Consider the following 20,909-nt stretch of genomic DNA (forward strand, 5'->3'; position numbering starts at 1 on the left):
AATAGAGTAAAAACGTAAATTAAGACTAAAGGCGTATATCAAAAGCCTTGTAAACATTTTAGCATGTTTAATAACAGTTAAATGTGCCCAAAAGTTGACCATAGAGTTGGCTCACATAAATAAACATCAAGTTAAGTCCGAAGGAAGAGAAATGAAAGAATTAAAAACTTGTTACCCAGTTTCAGAGAAAGCCAAGGCGAATACTCATATTGATGCAGCGACATACGATGCTATGTACAAAAAATCAATTGAACAACCTGATGAATTTTGGGGCGAGCAAGCAAAAGAATTTATTGATTGGTATCAACCTTGGGACAGCGTAAGTAAAGTTGATCTTAAAAACTCTGAAATCAGCTGGTTCTCTGGCGCTAAACTTAACGTAAGTTATAACTGTATTGACCGTCATTTAGCGACTAAAGCAAATGATACCGCTATCATCTTTGAAGGTGATGATCCAAATGATGATTCAAAAGTTACTTACCAAGAATTACACGATCACGTTTGTCGCTTAGCTAACCTATTAAAAGAACGTGGCGTTAAAAAGGGCGACCGTGTTTGTATCTACATGCCGATGATCCCTGAAGTGGGTTACGCAATGTTAGCGTGTGCACGTATTGGTGCAATCCATTCAGTGGTATTTGGTGGCTTCTCTACTGAATCGATTAAAGCACGTGTTTTAGATGCTGATTGTAAAGTCATTATCACGGCTGATGAAAGTCTTCGTGGCGGTAAACGTATTCCACTTAAATCGAATGTTGATGCAGCCGTTGCCGATTGTCCTAATGTTCATTCAGTAATCGTTGTTGCCCGTACTGGCGGTGATGTTGCTTGGAATGAAAAAACTGACATCAACTACGAAGAAGCTGTAGCGAAACAAGCAGCAATTTGTGAACCAGAAATAATGGATGCTGAAGATCCATTATTTGTTCTTTATACTTCGGGTTCAACAGGTACACCTAAAGGTGTAGTACATACGTGTGGTGGTTATATTTTATATGCAGCCATGACACATAAGTATGTTTTCGATTATAAAGAAGGTGAAGTTTACTGGTGTACAGCCGATGCAGGTTGGATCACTGGTCACTCTTATATTTTCTATGGCCCGTTAGCAAACGGCGCAACCACCTTAGTATTTGAAGGTGTGCCAACATACCCAGACGCTGGTCGTTTTTGGCAAGTATGTGAAAAGCATAAAGTTAACGTATTTTATACCGCACCTACAGCTATTCGTGCATTAATGAGTATTGGTGATGACTTAGTTAACGCCTCTGATTTATCGTCTTTACGCTTGTTAGGTACGGTAGGTGAGCCAATTAATCCTGAAGCATGGCACTGGTATTACGAAGTTGTTGGTAAGAGTAATTGTCCAATTGTTGATACGTGGTGGCAAACAGAGACGGGTGGTATTTTAATTACTTCACTACCGGGCGCTGTTGACATGAAACCAGGTTGTGCTGGTAAGCCTTTCTTTGGTGTTCAACCGGCGTTATTTGATAAAGACGGTAATACATTAGAAGGTGAGAACGCAGGTCTGTTAGTGATGACTGCAAGTTGGCCTGGACAATTACGTACGGTTTATGGCGATCATAATCGCTTCTACCAAACGTACTTAGGTCAATACCCAGGTAACTACTTTACCGGTGATGGCGCGAAACGTGATGAAGATGGTTTTTACTGGATAACAGGTCGTGTTGATGACGTGCTTAACGTATCAGGCCACAGATTAGGCACTGCTGAAATCGAAAGTGCGTTAGTGCTTCATCCAGCTGTTGCTGAAGCTGCGGTTGTTGGTTATCCACATGAAATCAAAGGCCAAGGCGTTTATTGTTACGTAACCTTAATGGGTAACGCAACTGAGTCTGACGAGTTAAACGTAGAACTACGTGAGTTTGTAGCGAAAGAGCTCGGTCGTTTTGCTAAGCCTGATTACATTCAATGGGCACCAGGTTTACCTAAAACACGTTCAGGTAAAATCATGCGTCGTATTTTACGTAAGATTGCAGAGAATGATGTAGATACTTTAGGTGATACGTCAACATTGGCAGACCCAAGTGTTGTTGAGAACTTGATTGCTCAACGTATTATTCATGCTGCAAAAAGTTAACCAGCACGCTCAATACATTGATTAATAAGAAGCGCCGAAAGGCGCTTTTTTTTGTCTTCAATTTAGTCGACAAAAGGCAGTAAACATTGATATGTGATTAGGGTATCTTGCTTGTTGATCTTCAAAAATGGATTGTCTGGCTGGATAATACCTGGAAGCCGACAGGTGAAATCATTTATTATTGTTCGGGGGACGACTAATAAAAACAGTAATAACATCACCAATCACCAGAAAGTTATTATGTTTATTTTGATGGGATAAAACAAATGAGAGCTTATTAGTTTCTCTGTTTTCAATGATAAGGTCTGATATTCAGTCAACAATCTTAATGATCACTTTGTGCGCATTGCTGACATTAGCATCAAAAATTTCGCCCTATATTTTCTAATGAATTTACTTTGCTATATAAATTTTTTTATAAACAGTTCCTCTAGAAGTTACACTTTTGCGTGAAAGAAGGCACTATGCTTTCTTTTAACTTAGGGATATGCACCATATACCTTGTTAATCCCTTGAAAATCACTGAGTTAACCGTTATGGTTGAATTCAATAAATTATGAAAGTAGGCATGGTGCGTTGTTTAAATAAGGCACCATGCCTTCCAATAAGCCGTTAGGCATTTAGTTAGAATCATGCATTTCTCTGCAAATTAATGAAGGAACATAAATGAAGCCCAAAATTTTTATTGGCTCTTCTGTTGAAGGCCTAAATATAGCTTACGCAATTCAACAAAACTTAACACATGACGCAGAATCTACTGTTTGGGATCAAGGCGTATTTGATTTATCAAAAACAACCATAGAATCTCTAGATAAAACACTTGAATCAATGGATTTCGGTGTTTTTGTTTTTAGTGCTGATGATGTTACAACAATGAGAGATAAAGAATCTCCAACCGTAAGAGATAATGTACTATTTGAACTTGGCTTATTTATTGGAAAAATGGGGAGGAATAGGGTTTTCTTTGTAATTCCTGATGGTACGACTATACATATCCCTACTGATTTATTAGGAGTCACACCAGGTAAATATGAATCTGGTCGAGCTGACGGCAGCTTTCAAGCTGCTACGGGTGCTGTATGTAATCAAATGCGAACTCAAATAAAGTCGTTAGGATTGCTAAGGGAAAGAACAAAGCATGAGGACTCTGGTGATTCTACAGCGGGAACTTCGAAAACAGAAGATGATTGGTTTTCAGATTTCATAAAAAATGATTATAAAGCAGCCACAGATAAATTAAAAAAAGGGCTATCTAAAATAAACGGTGATGAAAAATTAAAAAATGAGATGTGGATATCGTTTATTAAATTAAAGCAAAATGATAAAGATGGCCTTCTAGAACTATGCAATTTTGCAAAGAGTAATGTAGGAAATTTTGAAGTCGAATCATTGGTTCCGCAAATGTTATATTGGGAAGATTATCATGATAAATCGATAGAAATCGCAACAGCCTCTTATGAAGCCTCAAATAGTTGCCCTAAATTAGCCACAGTATTGGCTGAAGCTTATGATCAAAATGACGATACTGACATGGCTCGTGAGATATTACAAAAACATAACCCCGATGAAAACCCCACTGTTGCCATGGCATTAGCATCTACATTCGAAAAAAAATCAGAAGATAAATTAAAAATCTTAATTGGTTCGTATGAGAATAATGCTAATGATGAAAAGTTAATTTATGCACTCGCAAGGGAACTACAAGATCAAAACAGGAATAAGGAATCATTATATTTGCTAGACTTTCTTGTATTCAATTACCCAAAAAGCGAAACCTATTGGGGGTATTTAAGCAATACGTGCGTAGATCTAAACTTATATGAAAAAGCGATGTTTTCCTGTCGAAAAGCAGAAGAACTTACAGAATCTAAAAGTCCTTGGATTTTACACAATATTGGAAATATGCTGAATAACAAAGGTTTCCATTCTGAAGCAATTGACTGGTTGAAAAAAGCTATAAAAATGGAGCCTGAATCTGAGTATGCACATGATCGACTAGCTAAGGCGCTAAAAAGTAAAGATGAACAGCGAGAAAAGTATATTCAATACAGGAAAGAAGGTAAAAAATCATTAAGAAACCTTAATTTTTCAGCTGATGCCGATGCCTAACAAGAGACTATGGTTAGTTTTCTATACAAAAACTAATCCGAAATATTGTTTAGTCCTTACGAACTAATGTCCGCAATGTGGTAAAAGTGATCATAAGAAGCCAATCTCATTTAGTGATTGGTAGTCTCAAATAGTAGGCGTAGTTACTGATTCTCATTTATTGACTCGACTCTTATTTTTATGACACATCAACATTACAAAACTTATTCTTCGGGTACATAATCACACTGTTTTTGTCATTTAACTGTAATAAAACTGAAATATAATGATGGCGATAAATCGATATTTCATAACAGTTAGGTAAGGTAATGATGAAACTTTGGCAAGTTTTTTGGCAGTTTTTTACACTAGGATGGATCAGTTTTGGTGGTCCGGCAGCACATATAGGTTACTTCGAAAGAACATTCGTTCAAAAATTGAAATGGATAGATAGCGAAAGCTATGCTCGATTAATTTCATTAAGTCAGTTTTTACCCGGCCCAGGTTCAAGTCAAATCGGTTTTGCTATCGGTTTACGTCGTGCAGGTATTCTTGGTGGTTTTACTGCATTTATAGCCTTCACATTTCCCTCTTTTTTATTACTCTATTTCCTTGCGACCACCAATCAGACACAAGATGCACAATGGTTAGTCAATGTTACCCATGGTTTGAAATTATTAGCTGTGGTAGTAGTCGCTGATGCAGCATTGAATATGTATAAAGCCTTTTGCAAAGAGCGTAATACCATCATTATTTGTATGATAACAGCGGTAGTATTATTAGTTGCGCCAAGCCTATTAATGCAAATGCTGGTACTTATCTCAGCAGCGTTGATTGGTATGAACATCAAAAAAAGTAATGAGGTAACATCCGTTACAGCAGCTGGGATCACAACGAAGGGTAAAATAAACTATTTACCCTTAATTATCTTTGCTGCGTTATTTGCGGGACTACCCTTATTAAGTCAATCACCATTATGGTTGACTATTTTTGCTGATTTTTATCAGTCAGGCAGTTTAGTGTTTGGTGGCGGTCACGTGGTATTACCTATGTTACAGCAAGCATTAGGTGAGGCCATTGAGACTGATCGCTTCTTATTGGGTTATGCCGCAGCGCAAGCTGTACCTGGACCTATGTTTTCATTGTCTGCATTTTTAGGCGCAGACTTACTCGCTCATTCGCCCTTAACTGGGGCATTAATTGCCACTGTGGCTATCTTTTTACCCGGGTTTTTACTTGTGTTAAGTTTTCACAATGCATGGGAGACGTTAGCGGCTAAACCTAAAGTTGCTGGTGCCGTTTGGGGCATTAATGCTTCGGTAGTGGGTTTACTTATAGCAGCATTATATCAACCGGTATTTACCTCTGCGATTGTGACTCCTGTTGATATGGCCGTAGTCATTGTTGGATTTTTTGCGCTTAGAACGATGAAAGTACCTATTATAATGCTAGTCGCTAGCTTTATTGCATTCGGTTATTTAATGCCAATGATCACTAGCTAAGTGATCATTTTTAAATGCACTAAATCTTCAATAATCGAGTTATTTCCAGATGTTTTTAGTGACATATCCCTGAATTTTATCGCTTTTAGTTAGGGTAAAACGAGGGGACTTATTGCCTTGTAACTGCTGGTTATAGTCTTTTGTTACGGCGACAATAGTGGGTGTTAGCACTAAAATAACAGCGACATTGATAACCGTTAGTATGCCTAAAGATAAATCTGCTAACGCCCATACGTCAGGTAAGGCGGCAATAGAACCCCAAAATGTCATTGATAAAAATACTAAAATAAAGCCCCAACGACCGTAGGCGTTATCAAGTTTGAATAAATGTAAGTTACTTTCAGCGTAAACATAATTAGCAATAATTGAAGTGAAACAGAACAAGCAAATGGCTAACGAAATAAAGTGGTTGCCCCAATGCCCTACATGCTCAGTTATCGCGTACTGGGTTAATCTTATGCCCGTTAAGTCAGATGTTTCTGTGCCTAATACTAATAAAATCATCAGCGCAGTTGCAGTACATACCACAATGGTATCAATAAATACGCCGAGCATTTGCACGTAACCTTGGGCAGCAGGGTGATGAGGATTAGGCGTAGCACACGCTGCAGCATGTGGTACTGTGCCTGAACCCGCTTCATTAGAATACAATCCGCGCTTAACACCATTAATAATAGCGGCACCTAAGGCGCCACTGCCAGCTTCTTGTAAACCAAAAGCTGAGCTGAAAATAGTCATTAATACTGCCGGTATTTGCTCAATATTAATGAGACAAATATATAACGCTAACACTAAATACGCTAAGCCCATGATAGGTACTATAACGCTAGCGGTGCGTGCTACGGCTCTTACACCACCCATAAAAATAAAGGCAGCGAGAACAACAATAACAAGTCCTGAATATTCGGCGTCTACTTGGTAAGCATTTTGTAAAGCATCAGCGATGGTATTGGCTTGCACTGAGCTAAAGACTAAACCGTAGCCGATGAAAATACACAGAGAAAAGCCAAAGGCTAACCAGGGTTTATTTAAGCCCATGGTTATATAATATGCGGGACCACCACGAAACTCACCATCACTATTACGTACTTTGTAGAGTTGCCCTAGTAAACTTTCAGCAAAACCTGTGGCCATGCCAATGAAAGCGATTACCCACATCCAAAAGATAGCGCCAGGGCCTCCCAATGTTATTGCAATAGCAACACCGGCTAAATTACCTGTGCCTACACGTGCTGCAAGGCTAGTCATTAATGCCTGAAATGATGATATTGCTTTTTTATCACTGTCACTTTTGTTGAATAGTATTTGAAACATGTGAGGAAAGTGACGCACTTGTAACAAGGCTAATTTATAACTAAACCAAATGCCTGCGCCAACTAACAAGTAAATGAGTACGTTATTCCAGAGTAGGTTATTAGCAAAGCCGATAAAATCGCTCAAAGTATGTCCTTAATTTTTATAACTAGCATGCAACGGCATGCACTAGAGTGGTTATTTTTAATCATTATGGCATTGACTGATATATAAGAATAAATATCAATATTTATGAGTCGAAACTTTTTAATCTATGAAATTAAGCTTCAACCGTAAAGACTGGATTCTGGCCTAAGGGACAAGCTGAATGAGGGAATAGGCCAGAATGTCATTCCCGAGGTCTGTTAGTCGGGAATCCATTGTTTTTAGTGTTGATGTATTTTCCTTTTTAACGCCATCTAAAACAGGATTCCGACCTAAGGGATAACCACAATGACAATATAGGGAATGGCACGTCATTCCCGAGGTGTATTGTCGGGAATCCATTGTTTTTAGCGTTGATGTATTTTACTTTTTCATGACATCTAAAACTGGATTCCGGCCTAAGGGATAACCACAATGACGAGGCAGATTTCTCAGCAATAAAGTTTTTACTCGGTTTTCTCTCTATTTTTCCAATAAAGACTATACATAGTTAAAAAAGAGTGTAAAAATAACAATACAAATCGCGTAATTAAATCTTTACGATTTCTTGTTTTTGTTTTTGGTTGAGCTGTAGCCTTTATAAAGTGACTGTTATCCTTCCTGAATTTCAAGTTTTTATCTGTTTAGTTAACTAGCGTAAACCCTATTTTTAAAGTTAATATTGAACTTCCACTTAGTGGAAAATGTTCAAAGTAAGGAAAAAACAATGACAACAGCCAACGAATTATCAGCAGTGCCAACCAGCTCAAATAACATTCATGTTAATGCCGAGCATGTATTAATTACTCCTGAAGCGCTACGTGCTGAATTACCACTTTCAGAAGAAGGTCGTGAGTTTGTTCAGCAATCGCGTAAAACAATTAGTGACATAATCCATAAACGTGATCCTCGCTTGTTAGTTATTTCAGGTCCGTGTTCTGTACATGATGTTGAAGCGGCTAAAGATTATGCTCGTCAGTTAAAGGTACTACACAACAAATACCAAGGTTCGTTGTATGTAGTTATGCGTGTTTACTTTGAAAAACCGCGTACGACTGTTGGTTGGAAAGGTTTGATTAATGACCCACACATGGATGGTTCGTTTGATGTTGAAACCGGTTTAAGAAAAGCACGTGAATTGATTCTTTATTTAACAGAGCTTGGCTTACCGTTGGCAACTGAAGCGCTTGACCCTATTAGTCCACAATACTTAGCAGAGGCATTTAGCTGGTCAGCTATTGGTGCGCGTACTACTGAATCACAAACTCATCGTGAGATGGCCAGTGGTTTATCTATGCCAATCGGTTTCAAAAATGGTACCAATGGTAGCTTAGGCGTCGCAGTAAACGCATTACAATCTGCCGCTTCACCACATCACTTCATGGGAATAAATCGTCAAGGGCAGGTTGCTTTGATTCAAACTCGCGGTAATCCTGATGGCCATGTTATTTTACGTGGCGGCGCTGCGCCTAATTATGATGCAACAAGTATTGCAGAGTGCGAACAAGCTTTAGCTAAACAAGGTATTGAACCAGGTATTATTGTTGACTGTAGTCACGGTAATTCAAGTAAAGATTACACGCGTCAGCCATTAGTTGCGCAAGATGTTGTTGCACAAATTTGTGCGGGTAATAAATCAATTATTGGTATAATGTTAGAGAGTAATATTAATGCTGGTAATCAAAGTAGCGACTTAGCGAAAGAAGATTTAGCTTACGGCGTATCGGTTACTGATGCATGCATTGATTTTGCTGAAACAGAGCAATTATTAGCGGATACTGATGCACAACTATCAGGTTGTTTAACCTCACGTATTGCCTAATTTAAGTAGGTAAGATAATTTAGCTTTATTGGTATTAGACGCGACTTATGTCGCGTTTTCTATTTTAAGGCTTCGAGCTACGACATTAAGAAAAATACTTTAAGCAATATACTTAAACCAATATTTTCCCCATAAGATGTTTTTTATAAGAGATAGCGATGACGAATTCAGATCCCGACTTTGATACAAAGTTAACAAAATTACGTGATGAAATTGATGAGATTGATAGTGATTTAGTTAAGTTATTGCACCGACGTCTTGCTGTTACCAGTAAGGTAGGACAGTTAAAAAGTAATGTTGGTAAGCCTATTTACGATCCCGTACGTGAAGCAAGTTTATTTGCTAAACGTCGCTTGCAAGCAAGTGATGCCGGTTTATCGCCTGACTTAATTGAAGATGTATTGCGCCGTTTAATGCGTGATTCGTATGTCAGCCAAGATGCCAGTGGTTATCGTTGTGTTAATCCTGAGTGTAAAAAGGTTGTTGTGGTTGGCGGGAAAGGGCAACTAGGCTCAGTTTTTGTCGACTTATTTAAGCGCTCAGATTATCAAGTTGCCATTCTTGATCAAGAGGATTGGCCAAACAGTGAGGCTATTTTAGCTGACGCCGGTTTAGTTATTGTCGCCGTACCTATCCGCTTAACCTCAATGGTTATTCATCATCTTAATAATTTACCCGAAGGCTGTATTCTTGCTGATTTAACCAGTATTAAAGAATCGCCTTTATTTGAAATGAAAAAAGTACATGCAGGTCCTGTTGTTGGTTTACACCCAATGTTTGGCCCTGATGTTACTGGTTTGATTAAACAAACGATTATTAGTTGTGAAGGACGTTACCCTGAGCAATATCAGTGGTTGTTACAACAATTTGAAGTTTGGGGCGCTAAGATTTATCCCGTACAAGCCCATGAACATGATGAAGCTATGTCGATGGTGCAAGTTATGCGACATTTTTCTACCATTGCCTACGGTTATCACTTGATGAGTGAAGGTGCTGATATAGAAAGATTAGTGGCGATGAGCTCACCTATTTATCGATTAGAGCTGATCATGGTTGGCCGATTATTTGCTCAAGATCCTACCCTTTATGCAGACATTATTTTTGCTAATAAAGAGAATGTTGGCATGATGAAACGTTTTGCTTACCGATTTTTAGAGCTGCTTGAAGATGTTAGCCTTGATGATAAAGATGCCTTTGTTGATATGTTTAATCATGTCTCCGATTGGTTTGGCGATTATGCTGGAGACTTCCTCGAAGAAAGTAAATCGATGTTACTTAAAGCGAATGAGTTAAAAAAACATTAGACACAAATATTGCTGATTATTAATGTAAAAGTAATCAGCAATACATCCTCACTTCTACTATTCGTATATCCCGCAGGTCAACTAAGCTGGTTCAACAAAATTTTCTGACTCAATAATTACGAGTTAATGATAAATTTAAAATACTAAAATCTGCATAATTTTATAACCTGAGCCAGCAACCCGCTGCCTATTGCGTGATTACGCCTGCTCTTTGATATTACCCGCAATTTCAAAAGGTTTCGTAAAACTAGTTTTATGAAAAACAATTAATCACCGTTGGACACACAACAACTACATACGTTATCATCCTGCCGAATTTTAAGTGTAATAGTAAAAATATCAATGTTTTATAGTTTAATTTGGTTCATACAATTCGCTCAGTGATTTGTTTGTTAATCTTAAATTATATTGCAGCCTCAATAATAGAAAATTATTTTAAGATGATTATCTATAAAGCTAAATTTAAAAATATTAAATAGGAAAAATAATGAAAAAAATATTCCAAGGAACTCTGTTTTTATCTACTTTGTTACTAGCAGCTCAAATCAATGCGAGTGAAGTAGAATCTGTTCCTGAAACTCATTGGAGTGTAGGCGTAGGCTCTTACGTTTTCTCTGTAGCAAATGAGAGTAACTCAAGTGCTGATCTAGATTTTAGTGGCTTTAATTTGGCCGCGGGTTATGCCTTCAATAATCACTTTCAAGTCAGAGCTACGTATTTTTCACTAGAAAATGACGATTATAGTGCTTTAGAAAGTAAGGGATTCGACATGATGGCCTACGGCGGTGTAGGTTTCTCTGAGAAGGGATTCAGAGGATACGGTGGAGCAGGCTTCTTTTCAGATAAATGGGATTCTAGAAGTAATAGCGAGTCTTTTTCAGGTATTCAACTTGGTGGCGGTTTGGGTTATAACTGGGGACCAGCAGCTTTAGATTTTGTTTTAACATTACGCCAAGCTGATAAGTATGAAGATTTCATGTATGAATCTGGAACTTATTTTGCAATGTCTGGAAATTTAACTATTTCCTATTTATTTTAAATCATAACTACTTAAAACAAAGTCGCATACTACTTTGTTATTAAGAGAGAATGATTTTGTAGCAAGCCGTCTTTATCGACGGCTTTTTAATATCAAAAAAATGTTCTTAATGTGCATTATTTCTAATGATGAACAGGTAACTTTAATCATAGATTACTCATCTCAAACGCTATTGGTGTCAACTTCCAGTAAAACTTAATTCAATGCAGGGTTAGCTTGCAGCTGTTTAGCGAGTAGGTCGATAAAGCTCCTCACTTTAGCGGAAGAAAATTTGTCTTCTCTATGCACTATGTTAATGGGCTTCGCTGGGTGTTCAAAATCTTCTAATACAATTTTAAGTTTGTTATCCCTTAGTTCATCAGCCACTTGATATGAAATAATCCGTGTTATACCTAAGCTATTTTTTGCAGCATTAATAGCCGCCTGATTAGTGGTAACAGTTAATCGAGGTTTGATCTTTATTGTTTGGTTTTGCTTATTGACCAGAAACTGCCAATCAGGATTAAGGCTACCGGTATTGGCAGCAATAAGGGTATGTTGAGTTAACTCTTGGCATTTTTTTGGGATACCATTTTTTGCTAAGTACTCAGGGGAAGCAACGAGTATTAGCCTAACGTGACCTACCTTTTTCGCACGCATACTTGAGTCAAGTAATTCACCAATGCGAATACCTACGTCGTGACCTTCTTCAAGTAAATTTACCACTCTATCTAAAAAAACGGCATTAACTTGTGTCTGCGGAAAACGAAGTAAATAGTCGGTGATAGTTGGCAGCACGAACTGCTGGCCAAACAAAACAGGCGCCGTGACACTAATGTTGCCTTGTGGCGTTGAATTAATGCCCAGTGCATCTTCATTAGCAATATTAACATCCTGTAAAATTCTTTTGGCGTCTTCTAAATAACGAGCGCCAGCCTCGGTCATTCGCACGTATCGTGTGGTTCTATTGAGCAGTTTCACTTCCAACTTATCTTCTAAATGCGCAACAGCTCTGGTAACGGTAGGTGCTGACATATTTAGCCGTCTACTCGCAGCAGAGAAACCTTGCTCTTCAGCGACAGCAATATAAACCTTCATTAAATGAAATAGATCCATTGGGTGTTCACCTGTTCATTGTTTCACTAATTGGAATAATCAATTGTAAATCATGCCTATTCTTAATTAAACCGTTTTGTTTCACAATAGCTTCATCGCTTGATTAGCAGCATTAATCGTTAGATGAAATGACAATGAGTAAGCGTGAAATTAGAAAGCAACATAAACAGAACATAAAACTTCATGCCTATGTAGTTAACTCAGGAGCTTGTTGTAACCGTCATCTTCGAAGTCTCTGATCGAAGATCCATCACTTTTTAGTGATTGGATCCTCGATTAAGACACCACGAGGATGACATCCCTGAACCATATGCATAGGCACATAAAACTTTCACTTTAAGAAACTAAGGAATAAACATGAGCCGTATCAATTTAGTAACCCCAGAGCAAGCAAATCCAGAACAAGCAGAGCTTTATGCAGCTATCACCAGTCAACTAGGTATGGTGCCAAACTTTTTAAAAGTATTCGCTAATTCACCCGCGGCCTTAAAAGCATTTTTAGGTTTACACACTATTGCAAGCGAAGGAGACTTAACGGCGAAAACGAAAGAACGTATAGCCCTAGGTTTAGCTGAGCAAAATGCTTGTGAATATTGTGTTTCGGCACATACTGCAATAGGTAAAGGTGTTGGTTTAACGACAGATGAAATGGCCGCAAACAGAGCGGGTGGTAGTCAAGATGCACAAGCCGCTATCGCGGTTAAATTTGCTCGTTCTTTAGCTGAGCACAATGGCGAAGTAACCACAGCTGAATTACTAGAAATTCGCAACGCAGGTTATTCAGACGCAGAAGTCGTTGAAATAATTACCCATGTAGGTATGAATATCATGACAAACATTTTAGGTAAAGCAAGTCGTGTCGCTATCGATTTCCCTAAAGTAGCCTTGCAAAAAGCATCTTAGTATCATTATTAGCGTTAGTGGCTCAAACAATCAAAGGATTCGTTTGGGCTAGTTTTACTAAACCAAATCTAGCTGTAAATGAAAATTAGTGACCTCGTAGGAGTAGAACAATGGCACATAAATATGCACAACTGGCATTTACTGATGAAGTAAGAGCAATGCAGCAAGAGCAAAATAGTCGAGCAGGCTATGCCAGTATGGATCAAGGAGAAGATTACAACTTTCTCTTATCAAGGGTTGAAGCAGATTTTATTGGCCAGCGTGATAGCTTTTATATGGCGAGTGTAAGTGAAACCGATTGGCCTTATGTTCAACACCGTGGTGGGCCGAAAGGTTTTCTAAAAGTGCTTGATGCATCAACGCTAGGGTTTGCTGATTATAAAGGTAATCGCCAATACGTGAGTGCTGGAAACTTTCGAAATAATGATCGTGTGTCTATTATATTTGTCGATTATCCAAATAAACGTCGTTTAAAGTTAATGGGACGGATCAGTCAAGTGCCAGAAAATGATTGGCAAACCCTGGCTAGTCTTGAAGATGATTATTATCGCGCTAAAGTTGAGCGTGGTTTTATCATTAAAGTTGAAGCGTTTGATTGGAACTGCCCACAACATATTACCCCTCGGTACACTGAAAGTGATATTGAGTCATTAATTACCCCGATAACTAATGAACTAGCCGAAGTAAAATCTCAGTTAAAGTTACAGCAGCAAGCCTCTTCATCGATGGAAGCTTCATTAGCCGTATCACCGAGTTATCCGCAAAGATCAGGAGAGGGTGAATTACCGCTAGTCATTAGTGGTATTAGACAATTGACGCCTCGTATTAGAGCGATTGAACTCAAACATGCCAACGGTGAGGCACTACCTGACTTTGAAGCCGGAGCACACTTGGTCATACCCATCATATTAAATAACGGGACGTTAACACACAGACATTATTCAATTTCTTCAAATCCAAGTCGAACGGATTGTTATGAAATTGCGGTACTGAGTGAGCAAAGTAATTTAAATGAGCAGAGTGAATCAGATAAGTTAACTGAAATAAATAATAGCGACGTTACAGAAAGTGGCTCTGCCATTATCCATCAACACTTCACGCTTGGGCTCAGGATAGATTGTGCACAGCCACAAAATTACTTTCCACTTGAGCAATCAACTGATCCTGTTGTTTTGATTGCCGGTGGTATTGGCATCACGCCAATTAAAGCGATGGCTTTAACGTTAACAAGCCAGCAGCGTGAATTTTCGTTGCATTACTGCGGTCGTTCAATCAATGAAATGGCTTTTAGCGACCGATTAACAAGGCAATTAGGCCATAAATTACATTTACATGTGACAGATGAAGGTACCAAGTTAAATATAGAAAAGCTATTAAGCACATCACCAAAGCATGCTCACTTTTACTTTTGTGGCCCGAAAAAAATGATAGACCAGTTACTAAATATTACTCAACAGCAAGGCATTGTTACTGACCGACTCCATTTTGAACGTTTTATCACTACGGTAGATAGCGAGGCAAAACCCTTTACGGTGAAGCTTAAACGTTCACAAAAGCTAATCACAGTCTCAGCCCAAGAATCACTTTTAGATGCGGTATTAGCACAAGGTATTGATGTGCCTTACAGCTGTAAAACAGGCGCCTGTAAAACTTGCGTGGTATCAGTAACTAAAGGCAATGTCATTCATAAAGATGAATGCCTAACCAAAACTGATAAATCAAATAAACTAATGTGCCTGTGCGTCTCAATAGCAGCTCAAGACACGTTAGAGATAGATATTTAAATAAGGAATAATTATGAATACGAATATGAAACCTAATATGAAACAGAGGCCTAACTTGAACTTTAATATTGAACATGAAGAAATCCGCCAACCTTTACCTGCATTCACCTTGGCATCAGCACAAGAAAAAGTACGAAAAGCGGAAGATGGTTGGAATAGCCAAGATCCCGTTAAGGTCGCAACCGCCTACAGCTTAACAAGCGCTTGGCGTAATCGTGATACCTTTTTACAAGGAAGACCCGCAATTGTTAAATTTTTAGCAGAAAAATGGCAACGAGAGCAAGAGTATCGTTTGATAAAAGAATTGTGGGCTTTTGATGGTGAGCGCATAGCCGTACGTTTTGCTTATGAATGGTTAGATGCACAAGGGCAATGGTATCGTTCGTATGGTAATGAAAATTGGCAGTTTAATGAGAAAGGACTGATGGTTGAACGTCATGCCAGTATCAATGATGCAAAAATCACTGAAAAAGAGCGTAAGTTCCGTTGGCCTCAAGGCAGCAGACCTGCAGATCATCCGAGCTTAACAGAGCTAGGGTTATAACGAGGGGTCATCAATTATTAATAAAAATGATAGAAGATAAAAGCACTGAGTTGATAACAACAACTCAGTGCTTTTTTAATGGTAACGGTACTTACTTTAAAATTATAACTACCAAATTTTAACGCGTTCACTCGGTGCTAAGTAAAGGTGGTCACCTTCTTTTACGCCAAATAGTTCGTAAAATTCAGGAACGTTACGCACCACACCATTCACTCGATACATAGAAGGTGAATGTGGGTCGGTATTTATTTGATGCTTTAGTGCTTTTTCACGGTATTTCTTACTCCAGCTTTGCGCATAACCTAAGAACACACGCTGTTCACCAGTAAAGTCATCAATAACCGGCGCTGCTTTATCAGCTAATGACATTTTATATGCCATCAATGAAATGCTTAATCCGCCTAAATCACCGATGTTTTCACCTAAGGTAAAGGATCCATTAACATTAACGCCTTCAAGCGGTTCAAATTCGTCATATTGTGCGACTAGCTTGGCTGTTCTATTTTTAAATTCAGCTTTATCAGCCTCTGTCCACCAGTTACGTAATACACCATCACCGTCAAAAGTACTGCCAGCATCATCAAAGCCATGGCCAATCTCATGTCCAATCACAGCACCAATAGCACCATAATTTACGGCATCTTCGGCACTTAAATTAAAATATGGTGGTTGTAGTATTGCTGCAGGAAATACGATTTCGTTGAGTGGTGGGTTGTAATAAGCATTAACGGTTTGTGGCGTCATAGCCCATTCATGTTTTTGTACTGGACCATTCTGTTTAGCTAAGTTTTGCTGGTAAACCACTAAAGCAGAACGTTTTAAGTTACCAAATAAATCATCTTTTTTGATGGTTAACGCAGAGTAATCTTTCCATATATCCGGGTAACCAATCTTAGGGGTAAACTTAGACAGTTTATCAAGTGCTTGTTTTTTGGTTTCAGGTGTCATCCAATCAATATTTTTAATACTCACTTCATAGGCTTTAATGAGGTTATTCACCAACTCTTCCATGCGTATTTTTGCTTGTGGTGGAAAATGCTTTTTAACATAAACCTTGCCAACAACTTCCCCGATATTTTGATTAACTATACTCACGCCACGGCGCCACATAGGCAATTGGGCTTTGACGCCGCGTAATTCTTTGCCGTAAAACTCAAAGTGTTGTTGATCTAATTGCTGAGTCAACCTTGTTGCGGTGTTATTAATAACTCCCCACTTTAAGTAAACATGCCAAGTATATATCGGCGTATCTTTGATGATGTTATTCAATGCTTTCATGTAATCAATTTGCGTGACTACCACGCCATCGATATCACTAACGCCAGACTCAGCTAAGAAACCGTCCCAATTAAAATCAGGCATAAGTTTGGTTAACTCAGGGGTAGGTATTTTATTATAAAGAGCAACCATGTCGCGGGTTTGCTCTTTTTTCATGTGAAAACTAGCCAGCTTTGTTTCTAAAGCAAAGATGTCTTTAGCTGCTGCTTTTGGATTTGCTAAACCGGCAAGGGTCAGCATTTTTTCGATGTGGATAAGATAACTTGCTCTGATCTCTTTTGAGGCATCGTCACCTAAGAAATAATACTCTCTATCAGGTAAGCCTAAACCTGCTTGCCAGGTATATTGCATATAGGTATTGGGGTTTTTAAAGTCGACATATTGACCGAGATTAAAAGGAATGGCATAACCCAGTTTATTCGCCACAGCAAAATGCACAGCCAATTCGTTATGATTTGAAATGGTATCTATTTGACTAAATTCATGGTGAATAGGTGCTAAACCAATTTTATTACGGGTATCCCAATCAATATAGGACTGGTATAAATCACCCACTTTTTGCTCATTAGAGCCTTGAGCAAAATCACCTGCAGAAGCGGCTTCGATAATTGCTTTCACATCACTTTGAGATTGCTCATGAACGACAGTACCGACACCATAAGATGATTTGTCAGCGGGTATTTCGGTTTTTTTAATCCAATTACCATTGGCATAAAGATTAAAGTCATCGCCAGGTTTTACTGTGTTATCTATCGAGGTAATATTTAAGCCAGAGACAAGAACAGGGCCGCTGTTATCCTCATTTGATGTATTTACGTTATTACTATTATTACACCCCATTAATCCTATGAGCACAGTTAAAGATACTAATGTCTTCTTCATCGTAACGTCCTTTTATATTATTATTTTTGGATAAACCAAGGCTAACACTGTTGTAAGTTAACTCTTGGTAGTTAACATATCAGCAAAAGTAATTGGTCGCAATTTCAACAGTTAAAGGACAGGGAAATAAGTGTTTTATCAACAATCGCGTATTTGTTGTGCTAAAAAAGGTTTGTTGAGACTCGTTACTTGCTCAGCAATTTGTACCCTTACTGCTGCTGGTTTATTTTGACTGAGTTTAAAACGCCCCTCAAATGTCTCAATACGGACATTAAAAAAAGTAATAGCGGTTAGCATTTGTCGTATCTTTTTATCGCTAACTTCTGTTAATTCCCAAGGTTTTTGTTGCTCTCGTTCGAAATGTTGACTGCTTATTTTCATTTGTTGGTATTTTAGCTCTGGATCTATAATGGCTGTGGCGATGCCTGTGACATGAACTTTGGCATAATTCCATGTTGGCACAACTTGGCCATTGGTATTGTCATTAGCATTATTAGTATTAACATTGGTGCCACAGTGAGGTGAAATATAACTATGCTCGCCATGAAACACTAAGCTTAGAGGTACCTCTCCTTGCGTTAATAATCTTGCCGCTAAGGGATGTCGATTACTGACATGTGCAATCAACATTTTTTTTTCTGCTTCAGTAGAAGTATCATCTTCTGCAAAGTGAAAAGGTATATGACTAATATGTGGTAAGGATTCATCAATATTAACTAACAAGGTTGCCAGTGGGTTGTCATTAATTAACGCGTTTAATTTATGGTTTTCTTCTTCATTTGTTTGAAAGTGTTTAGGTGGATACATGATCAAACTCCTCTTGGTTTATTCCACTGGCGAGCAGCTGTTGTTTTACTTGAGGCCATTCTTCATCAAGGATGCTAAACAAGGCGGTATTTCGATAATCACCATTAGGTGCGCGTCTGTTTTTTCTTAAAATGCCTTCGAAATGTCCACCAATTCGGGTAATAGCATTTCGAGATTGCTGATTATTTTCATGAGTACAAATTTCGACACGAACCATTTTTAAGTGTTCAAAAGCGTGCGTTAACATTAAGTACTTTGCATGGGAATTAACGTAGCTTCGTTGAAATTCAGGGGTGATAAAAGTATGGCCAAGTTCAATAGCTTTATCCTTTTCGTTGTAACGAAATAAGCGTGTTGAGCCAATAACTTTATTGGTTTTTTTATCAATGGTAATAAAAGCTAGTTGCAGTCCTTGTGCCATTTCATCAACTGCTTCTTGCATCCATGGTCTGGCAATATCGTGACTAGCACTTCGATTGAGTGGCATGTGTTGCCAAACTTGTGGATAGTTTCCTGCCAAGCAATAGTCGTTAAGGTGTTGCATAGTCATAGGGACTAATTTGAGTAAACTTGTTTCTAGCGTGATAGGTTTTAGCGTTGGCTGTAACATTGGTTGTTCCATTGATTATTCCATGAAAAGGGCTCGTTGATAGTTGTTATTATGGGTGCTTTTGGTATAACTACTACAACCAGATTTGTATAAGTTGATAGACCAGATTGAAAGCCTTAACTTTAAACCTAAACGTAACGTTATCTGCGGAAAAATCAGCCCCCAATAAATTGGCTGCTAAACAAGCAAAATACTTAGTCATTGCCGATGCCTTACGACAAGCCATTAAAGAAGGGCAGGTTGCACCGACTGAAGCATTACCTTCAGCGCGAAAACTTGCTCAGCAGTTAGCGGTAAATCGCCATACTATTATGGCGGCACTGGCTGAATTAGTGGCGCAAGGTTGGGTGGAAGCGAAAGAGCGGTCTGGTTATCGGGTGGTAAAAAATCTACCTATTCAAAGTAGCCTTGCTACACATAAAGTGAATCAAGCGCCGCAAAATTTTGACTGGCAATTTAGGCTAAAACAAAACTTACCTATTACGCCCAAAGTTAAAGCCAGTCAATATCCTTATAACTTTTCCGGTGGTCAGCCCGATATCAGAAAGTTTCCCTTTGATGAATTTAAAAGTCATTTTGCACAAACCTGTCAACGGCCTAAAATTGATAACTTAAGTTACGGCGATAGTCGCGGAGAAGCTGAACTTATTGACGAAATATCGACCTACTTACGACGGGTTCGCTCAATTACCGGCAAAGAACTGATGATTTGTAATGGCTCGCAAGAAGCCTTGTATATGGTCTCACAATTACTGTTACAACCCGGTGATAAGGTCGCGGTTGAACAGCTGGGTTATCCCCCTGCTTGGGCCGCCTTTGAGCGAACTGGCGCCGAGTTAATCTCTATTAAACAAGATGAACGCGGCATAGTGCCAGAGCATTTGGCGCAAGTACTTGAACAGGGTAAGGTAAAGCTGCTTTATCTTACGCCATTACATCAATACCCAACAACAGTCTCTTTAGATATCTCTCGGCGTATGCAAATTTATCAATTAGCGGTGCAATATGGTGTTGCCATAGTGGAAGATGATTATGATCATGAATTTCATTATGACAGCCAACCTATTGCGCCAATGGCTGCAGATGACCCTGCCGGTTTAGTTATCTATATTTCTACCTTTTCAAAACTGATGTTTGGTGGCGCGCGTATTGGTTATGTGGTCGCAAACAAGGTCTTAATTGAGCAGTTGGCAGCTTATAAAATGCTGATGAACCACAAAAGTAATGTCTTAGTGCAACAAGCTGTGGCTAAGTGGATGCAACAAGGCGGTTTTGAAGGACATTTACGACGTATGACCCGCTTATACCAAAAGCGTCGTGACTTCATGGTTGAGCAATTAAAGTCCTATCAAGAAAAAGGTCTGCCAATACATTTTGTTGTGCCTGCTGGCGGTATGGCAATATGGCTTGATACCGGAAAATCTATTGTTGGTTTGAAAGAAAGACTATTACCCAAAGGAGTCTACTTACAAACGGAAGTTGAATTTAGCATGGTTAAAAATTTACCCTGTGACTTACCTGCTGACTTAGCTAAAGATGAGTATCGATTTATCCGATTAGGCTTTGCAGCAATGAATGAAACAGAAGTTGCACAAGGGTTGAACATTGTAATGAATCTATTATACAGCGGCAGTAGTGCTCCTACTCATTGATCTTCATTACATAAGGTAACAACTTCGTCTTGCTATAAAGAGTATTTTACGAGATAAA

15 protein-coding genes are annotated in these 20,909 nt (G+C 38.6%); 10 read left to right on the forward strand and 5 right to left on the reverse strand.

The annotated features are described in order from the left end of the window. Positions 1–151 precede the first annotated feature (151 nt). From acs to chrA, 3 genes are all read left to right on the forward strand, one after another. Positions 152–2,104 (forward strand): acetate--CoA ligase, encoded by a 1,953-nt coding sequence (gene acs / locus CXF85_RS10870; RefSeq protein ID WP_101228553.1) that lies wholly within the window; start codon positions 152–154, stop codon positions 2,102–2,104. A 666-nt stretch (positions 2,105–2,770) separates the two neighbouring features. Then, positions 2,771–4,213 (forward strand): TIR domain-containing protein, encoded by a 1,443-nt coding sequence (locus CXF85_RS10875; RefSeq protein ID WP_101228554.1) that lies wholly within the window; start codon positions 2,771–2,773, stop codon positions 4,211–4,213. Between the two features lie 308 nt (positions 4,214–4,521). Then, positions 4,522–5,694 carry a chromate efflux transporter gene (chrA, locus tag CXF85_RS10880; RefSeq protein ID WP_101228555.1) on the forward strand — a complete coding sequence of 391 codons (1,173 nt, stop codon included), beginning with the start codon at positions 4,522–4,524 and terminating at the stop codon, positions 5,692–5,694. A gap of 39 nt (positions 5,695–5,733) precedes the next feature. Here the strand turns inward: chrA and CXF85_RS10885 are convergent, their stop codons facing one another. After that, positions 5,734–7,134, reverse strand: a complete 1,401-nt coding sequence (locus CXF85_RS10885; RefSeq protein ID WP_101228556.1) for an alanine/glycine:cation symporter family protein — start codon at positions 7,132–7,134, stop codon at positions 5,734–5,736. Positions 7,135–7,858: 724 nt separating this feature from the next. On the opposite strand from CXF85_RS10885, the gene CXF85_RS10890 reads away from it, so the two are divergent. The 3 genes from CXF85_RS10890 (at position 7,859) to CXF85_RS10900 (ending at position 11,296) form a co-directional block, all read left to right on the forward strand. Continuing rightward, positions 7,859–8,953 (forward strand): 3-deoxy-7-phosphoheptulonate synthase, encoded by a 1,095-nt coding sequence (locus tag CXF85_RS10890; protein WP_101228557.1) that lies wholly within the window; start codon positions 7,859–7,861, stop codon positions 8,951–8,953. A gap of 158 nt (positions 8,954–9,111) precedes the next feature. Continuing rightward, positions 9,112–10,257, forward strand: coding sequence for a bifunctional chorismate mutase/prephenate dehydrogenase (gene tyrA / locus CXF85_RS10895; protein WP_101228558.1), 1,146 nt, complete (start codon positions 9,112–9,114; stop codon positions 10,255–10,257). 487 nt (positions 10,258–10,744) lie between these two features. After that, entirely contained in the window at positions 10,745–11,296 is a 552-nt protein-coding gene (locus tag CXF85_RS10900; RefSeq protein WP_101228559.1) for an outer membrane beta-barrel protein, read from the forward strand. Between the two features lie 195 nt (positions 11,297–11,491). Here CXF85_RS10900 and CXF85_RS10905 read toward each other — a convergent pair whose 3' ends face one another. Beyond that, complete coding sequence (locus CXF85_RS10905; protein WP_198555589.1) at positions 11,492–12,391, reverse strand: LysR family transcriptional regulator; 900 nt, start codon at positions 12,389–12,391, stop codon at positions 11,492–11,494. A 357-nt stretch (positions 12,392–12,748) separates the two neighbouring features. On the opposite strand from CXF85_RS10905, the gene CXF85_RS10910 reads away from it, so the two are divergent. The 3 genes from CXF85_RS10910 to CXF85_RS10920 all read left to right on the forward strand — a co-directional run bounded on the left by CXF85_RS10910 (position 12,749) and on the right by CXF85_RS10920 (position 15,622). Beyond that, positions 12,749–13,294 carry a carboxymuconolactone decarboxylase family protein gene (locus tag CXF85_RS10910; RefSeq protein ID WP_101228560.1) on the forward strand — a complete coding sequence of 182 codons (546 nt, stop codon included), beginning with the start codon at positions 12,749–12,751 and terminating at the stop codon, positions 13,292–13,294. Between the two features lie 110 nt (positions 13,295–13,404). Further along, positions 13,405–15,078, forward strand: coding sequence for a 2Fe-2S iron-sulfur cluster-binding protein (locus tag CXF85_RS10915; RefSeq protein ID WP_101228561.1), 1,674 nt, complete (start codon positions 13,405–13,407; stop codon positions 15,076–15,078). A 37-nt stretch (positions 15,079–15,115) separates the two neighbouring features. Next, positions 15,116–15,622, forward strand: coding sequence for a nuclear transport factor 2 family protein (locus tag CXF85_RS10920; RefSeq protein WP_101228600.1), 507 nt, complete (start codon positions 15,116–15,118; stop codon positions 15,620–15,622). A gap of 108 nt (positions 15,623–15,730) precedes the next feature. On the opposite strand, the gene CXF85_RS10925 is transcribed toward CXF85_RS10920, so the two are convergent. The 3 genes from CXF85_RS10925 to CXF85_RS10935 all read right to left on the reverse strand — a co-directional run bounded on the left by CXF85_RS10925 (position 15,731) and on the right by CXF85_RS10935 (position 19,211). Further along, positions 15,731–17,782 (reverse strand): M13 family metallopeptidase, encoded by a 2,052-nt coding sequence (locus tag CXF85_RS10925; RefSeq protein ID WP_101228562.1) that lies wholly within the window; start codon positions 17,780–17,782, stop codon positions 15,731–15,733. Positions 17,783–17,920: 138 nt separating this feature from the next. Beyond that, entirely contained in the window at positions 17,921–18,589 is a 669-nt protein-coding gene (locus tag CXF85_RS10930; RefSeq protein WP_101228563.1) for an FMN-binding negative transcriptional regulator, read from the reverse strand. After that, a complete protein-coding gene (locus CXF85_RS10935; RefSeq protein ID WP_232771156.1) occupies positions 18,576–19,211 on the reverse strand; it encodes a GNAT family N-acetyltransferase in 636 nt (211 codons plus the stop codon). The genes CXF85_RS10930 and CXF85_RS10935 overlap by 14 nt, the downstream gene beginning before the upstream one ends. 95 nt (positions 19,212–19,306) lie before the next feature. Between CXF85_RS10935 and pdxR the strand changes: the two genes are divergently transcribed. Further along, on the forward strand, positions 19,307–20,851 hold the full coding sequence (gene pdxR, locus CXF85_RS10940; protein WP_101228564.1) for a MocR-like pyridoxine biosynthesis transcription factor PdxR: 1,545 nt from the start codon (positions 19,307–19,309) through the stop codon (positions 20,849–20,851). Positions 20,852–20,909 lie beyond the last annotated feature (58 nt).

This window comes from Colwellia sp. 75C3 (assembly GCF_002836255.1).
Classification (GTDB): domain Bacteria; phylum Pseudomonadota; class Gammaproteobacteria; order Enterobacterales; family Alteromonadaceae; genus Colwellia.

Coding starts and splice junctions, on each gene's coding strand:
- CXF85_RS10910 (WP_101228560.1), top strand. CDS start 12,749: ATGAGCCGTATCAATTTAGTAACCCCAGAGCAAGCAAATCCAGAACAA.
- CXF85_RS10935 (WP_232771156.1), bottom strand. CDS start 19,211: ATGGAACAACCAATGTTACAGCCAACGCTAAAACCTATCACGCTAGAA.
- chrA (WP_101228555.1), top strand. CDS start 4,522: ATGATGAAACTTTGGCAAGTTTTTTGGCAGTTTTTTACACTAGGATGG.
- CXF85_RS10875 (WP_101228554.1), top strand. CDS start 2,771: ATGAAGCCCAAAATTTTTATTGGCTCTTCTGTTGAAGGCCTAAATATA.
- CXF85_RS10900 (WP_101228559.1), top strand. CDS start 10,745: ATGAAAAAAATATTCCAAGGAACTCTGTTTTTATCTACTTTGTTACTA.
- CXF85_RS10890 (WP_101228557.1), top strand. CDS start 7,859: ATGACAACAGCCAACGAATTATCAGCAGTGCCAACCAGCTCAAATAAC.
- CXF85_RS10915 (WP_101228561.1), top strand. CDS start 13,405: ATGGCACATAAATATGCACAACTGGCATTTACTGATGAAGTAAGAGCA.
- CXF85_RS10925 (WP_101228562.1), bottom strand. CDS start 17,782: ATGAAGAAGACATTAGTATCTTTAACTGTGCTCATAGGATTAATGGGG.
- CXF85_RS10920 (WP_101228600.1), top strand. CDS start 15,116: ATGAAACAGAGGCCTAACTTGAACTTTAATATTGAACATGAAGAAATC.
- CXF85_RS10905 (WP_198555589.1), bottom strand. CDS start 12,391: ATGGATCTATTTCATTTAATGAAGGTTTATATTGCTGTCGCTGAAGAG.
- CXF85_RS10930 (WP_101228563.1), bottom strand. CDS start 18,589: ATGTATCCACCTAAACACTTTCAAACAAATGAAGAAGAAAACCATAAA.
- acs (WP_101228553.1), top strand. CDS start 152: ATGAAAGAATTAAAAACTTGTTACCCAGTTTCAGAGAAAGCCAAGGCG.
- tyrA (WP_101228558.1), top strand. CDS start 9,112: ATGACGAATTCAGATCCCGACTTTGATACAAAGTTAACAAAATTACGT.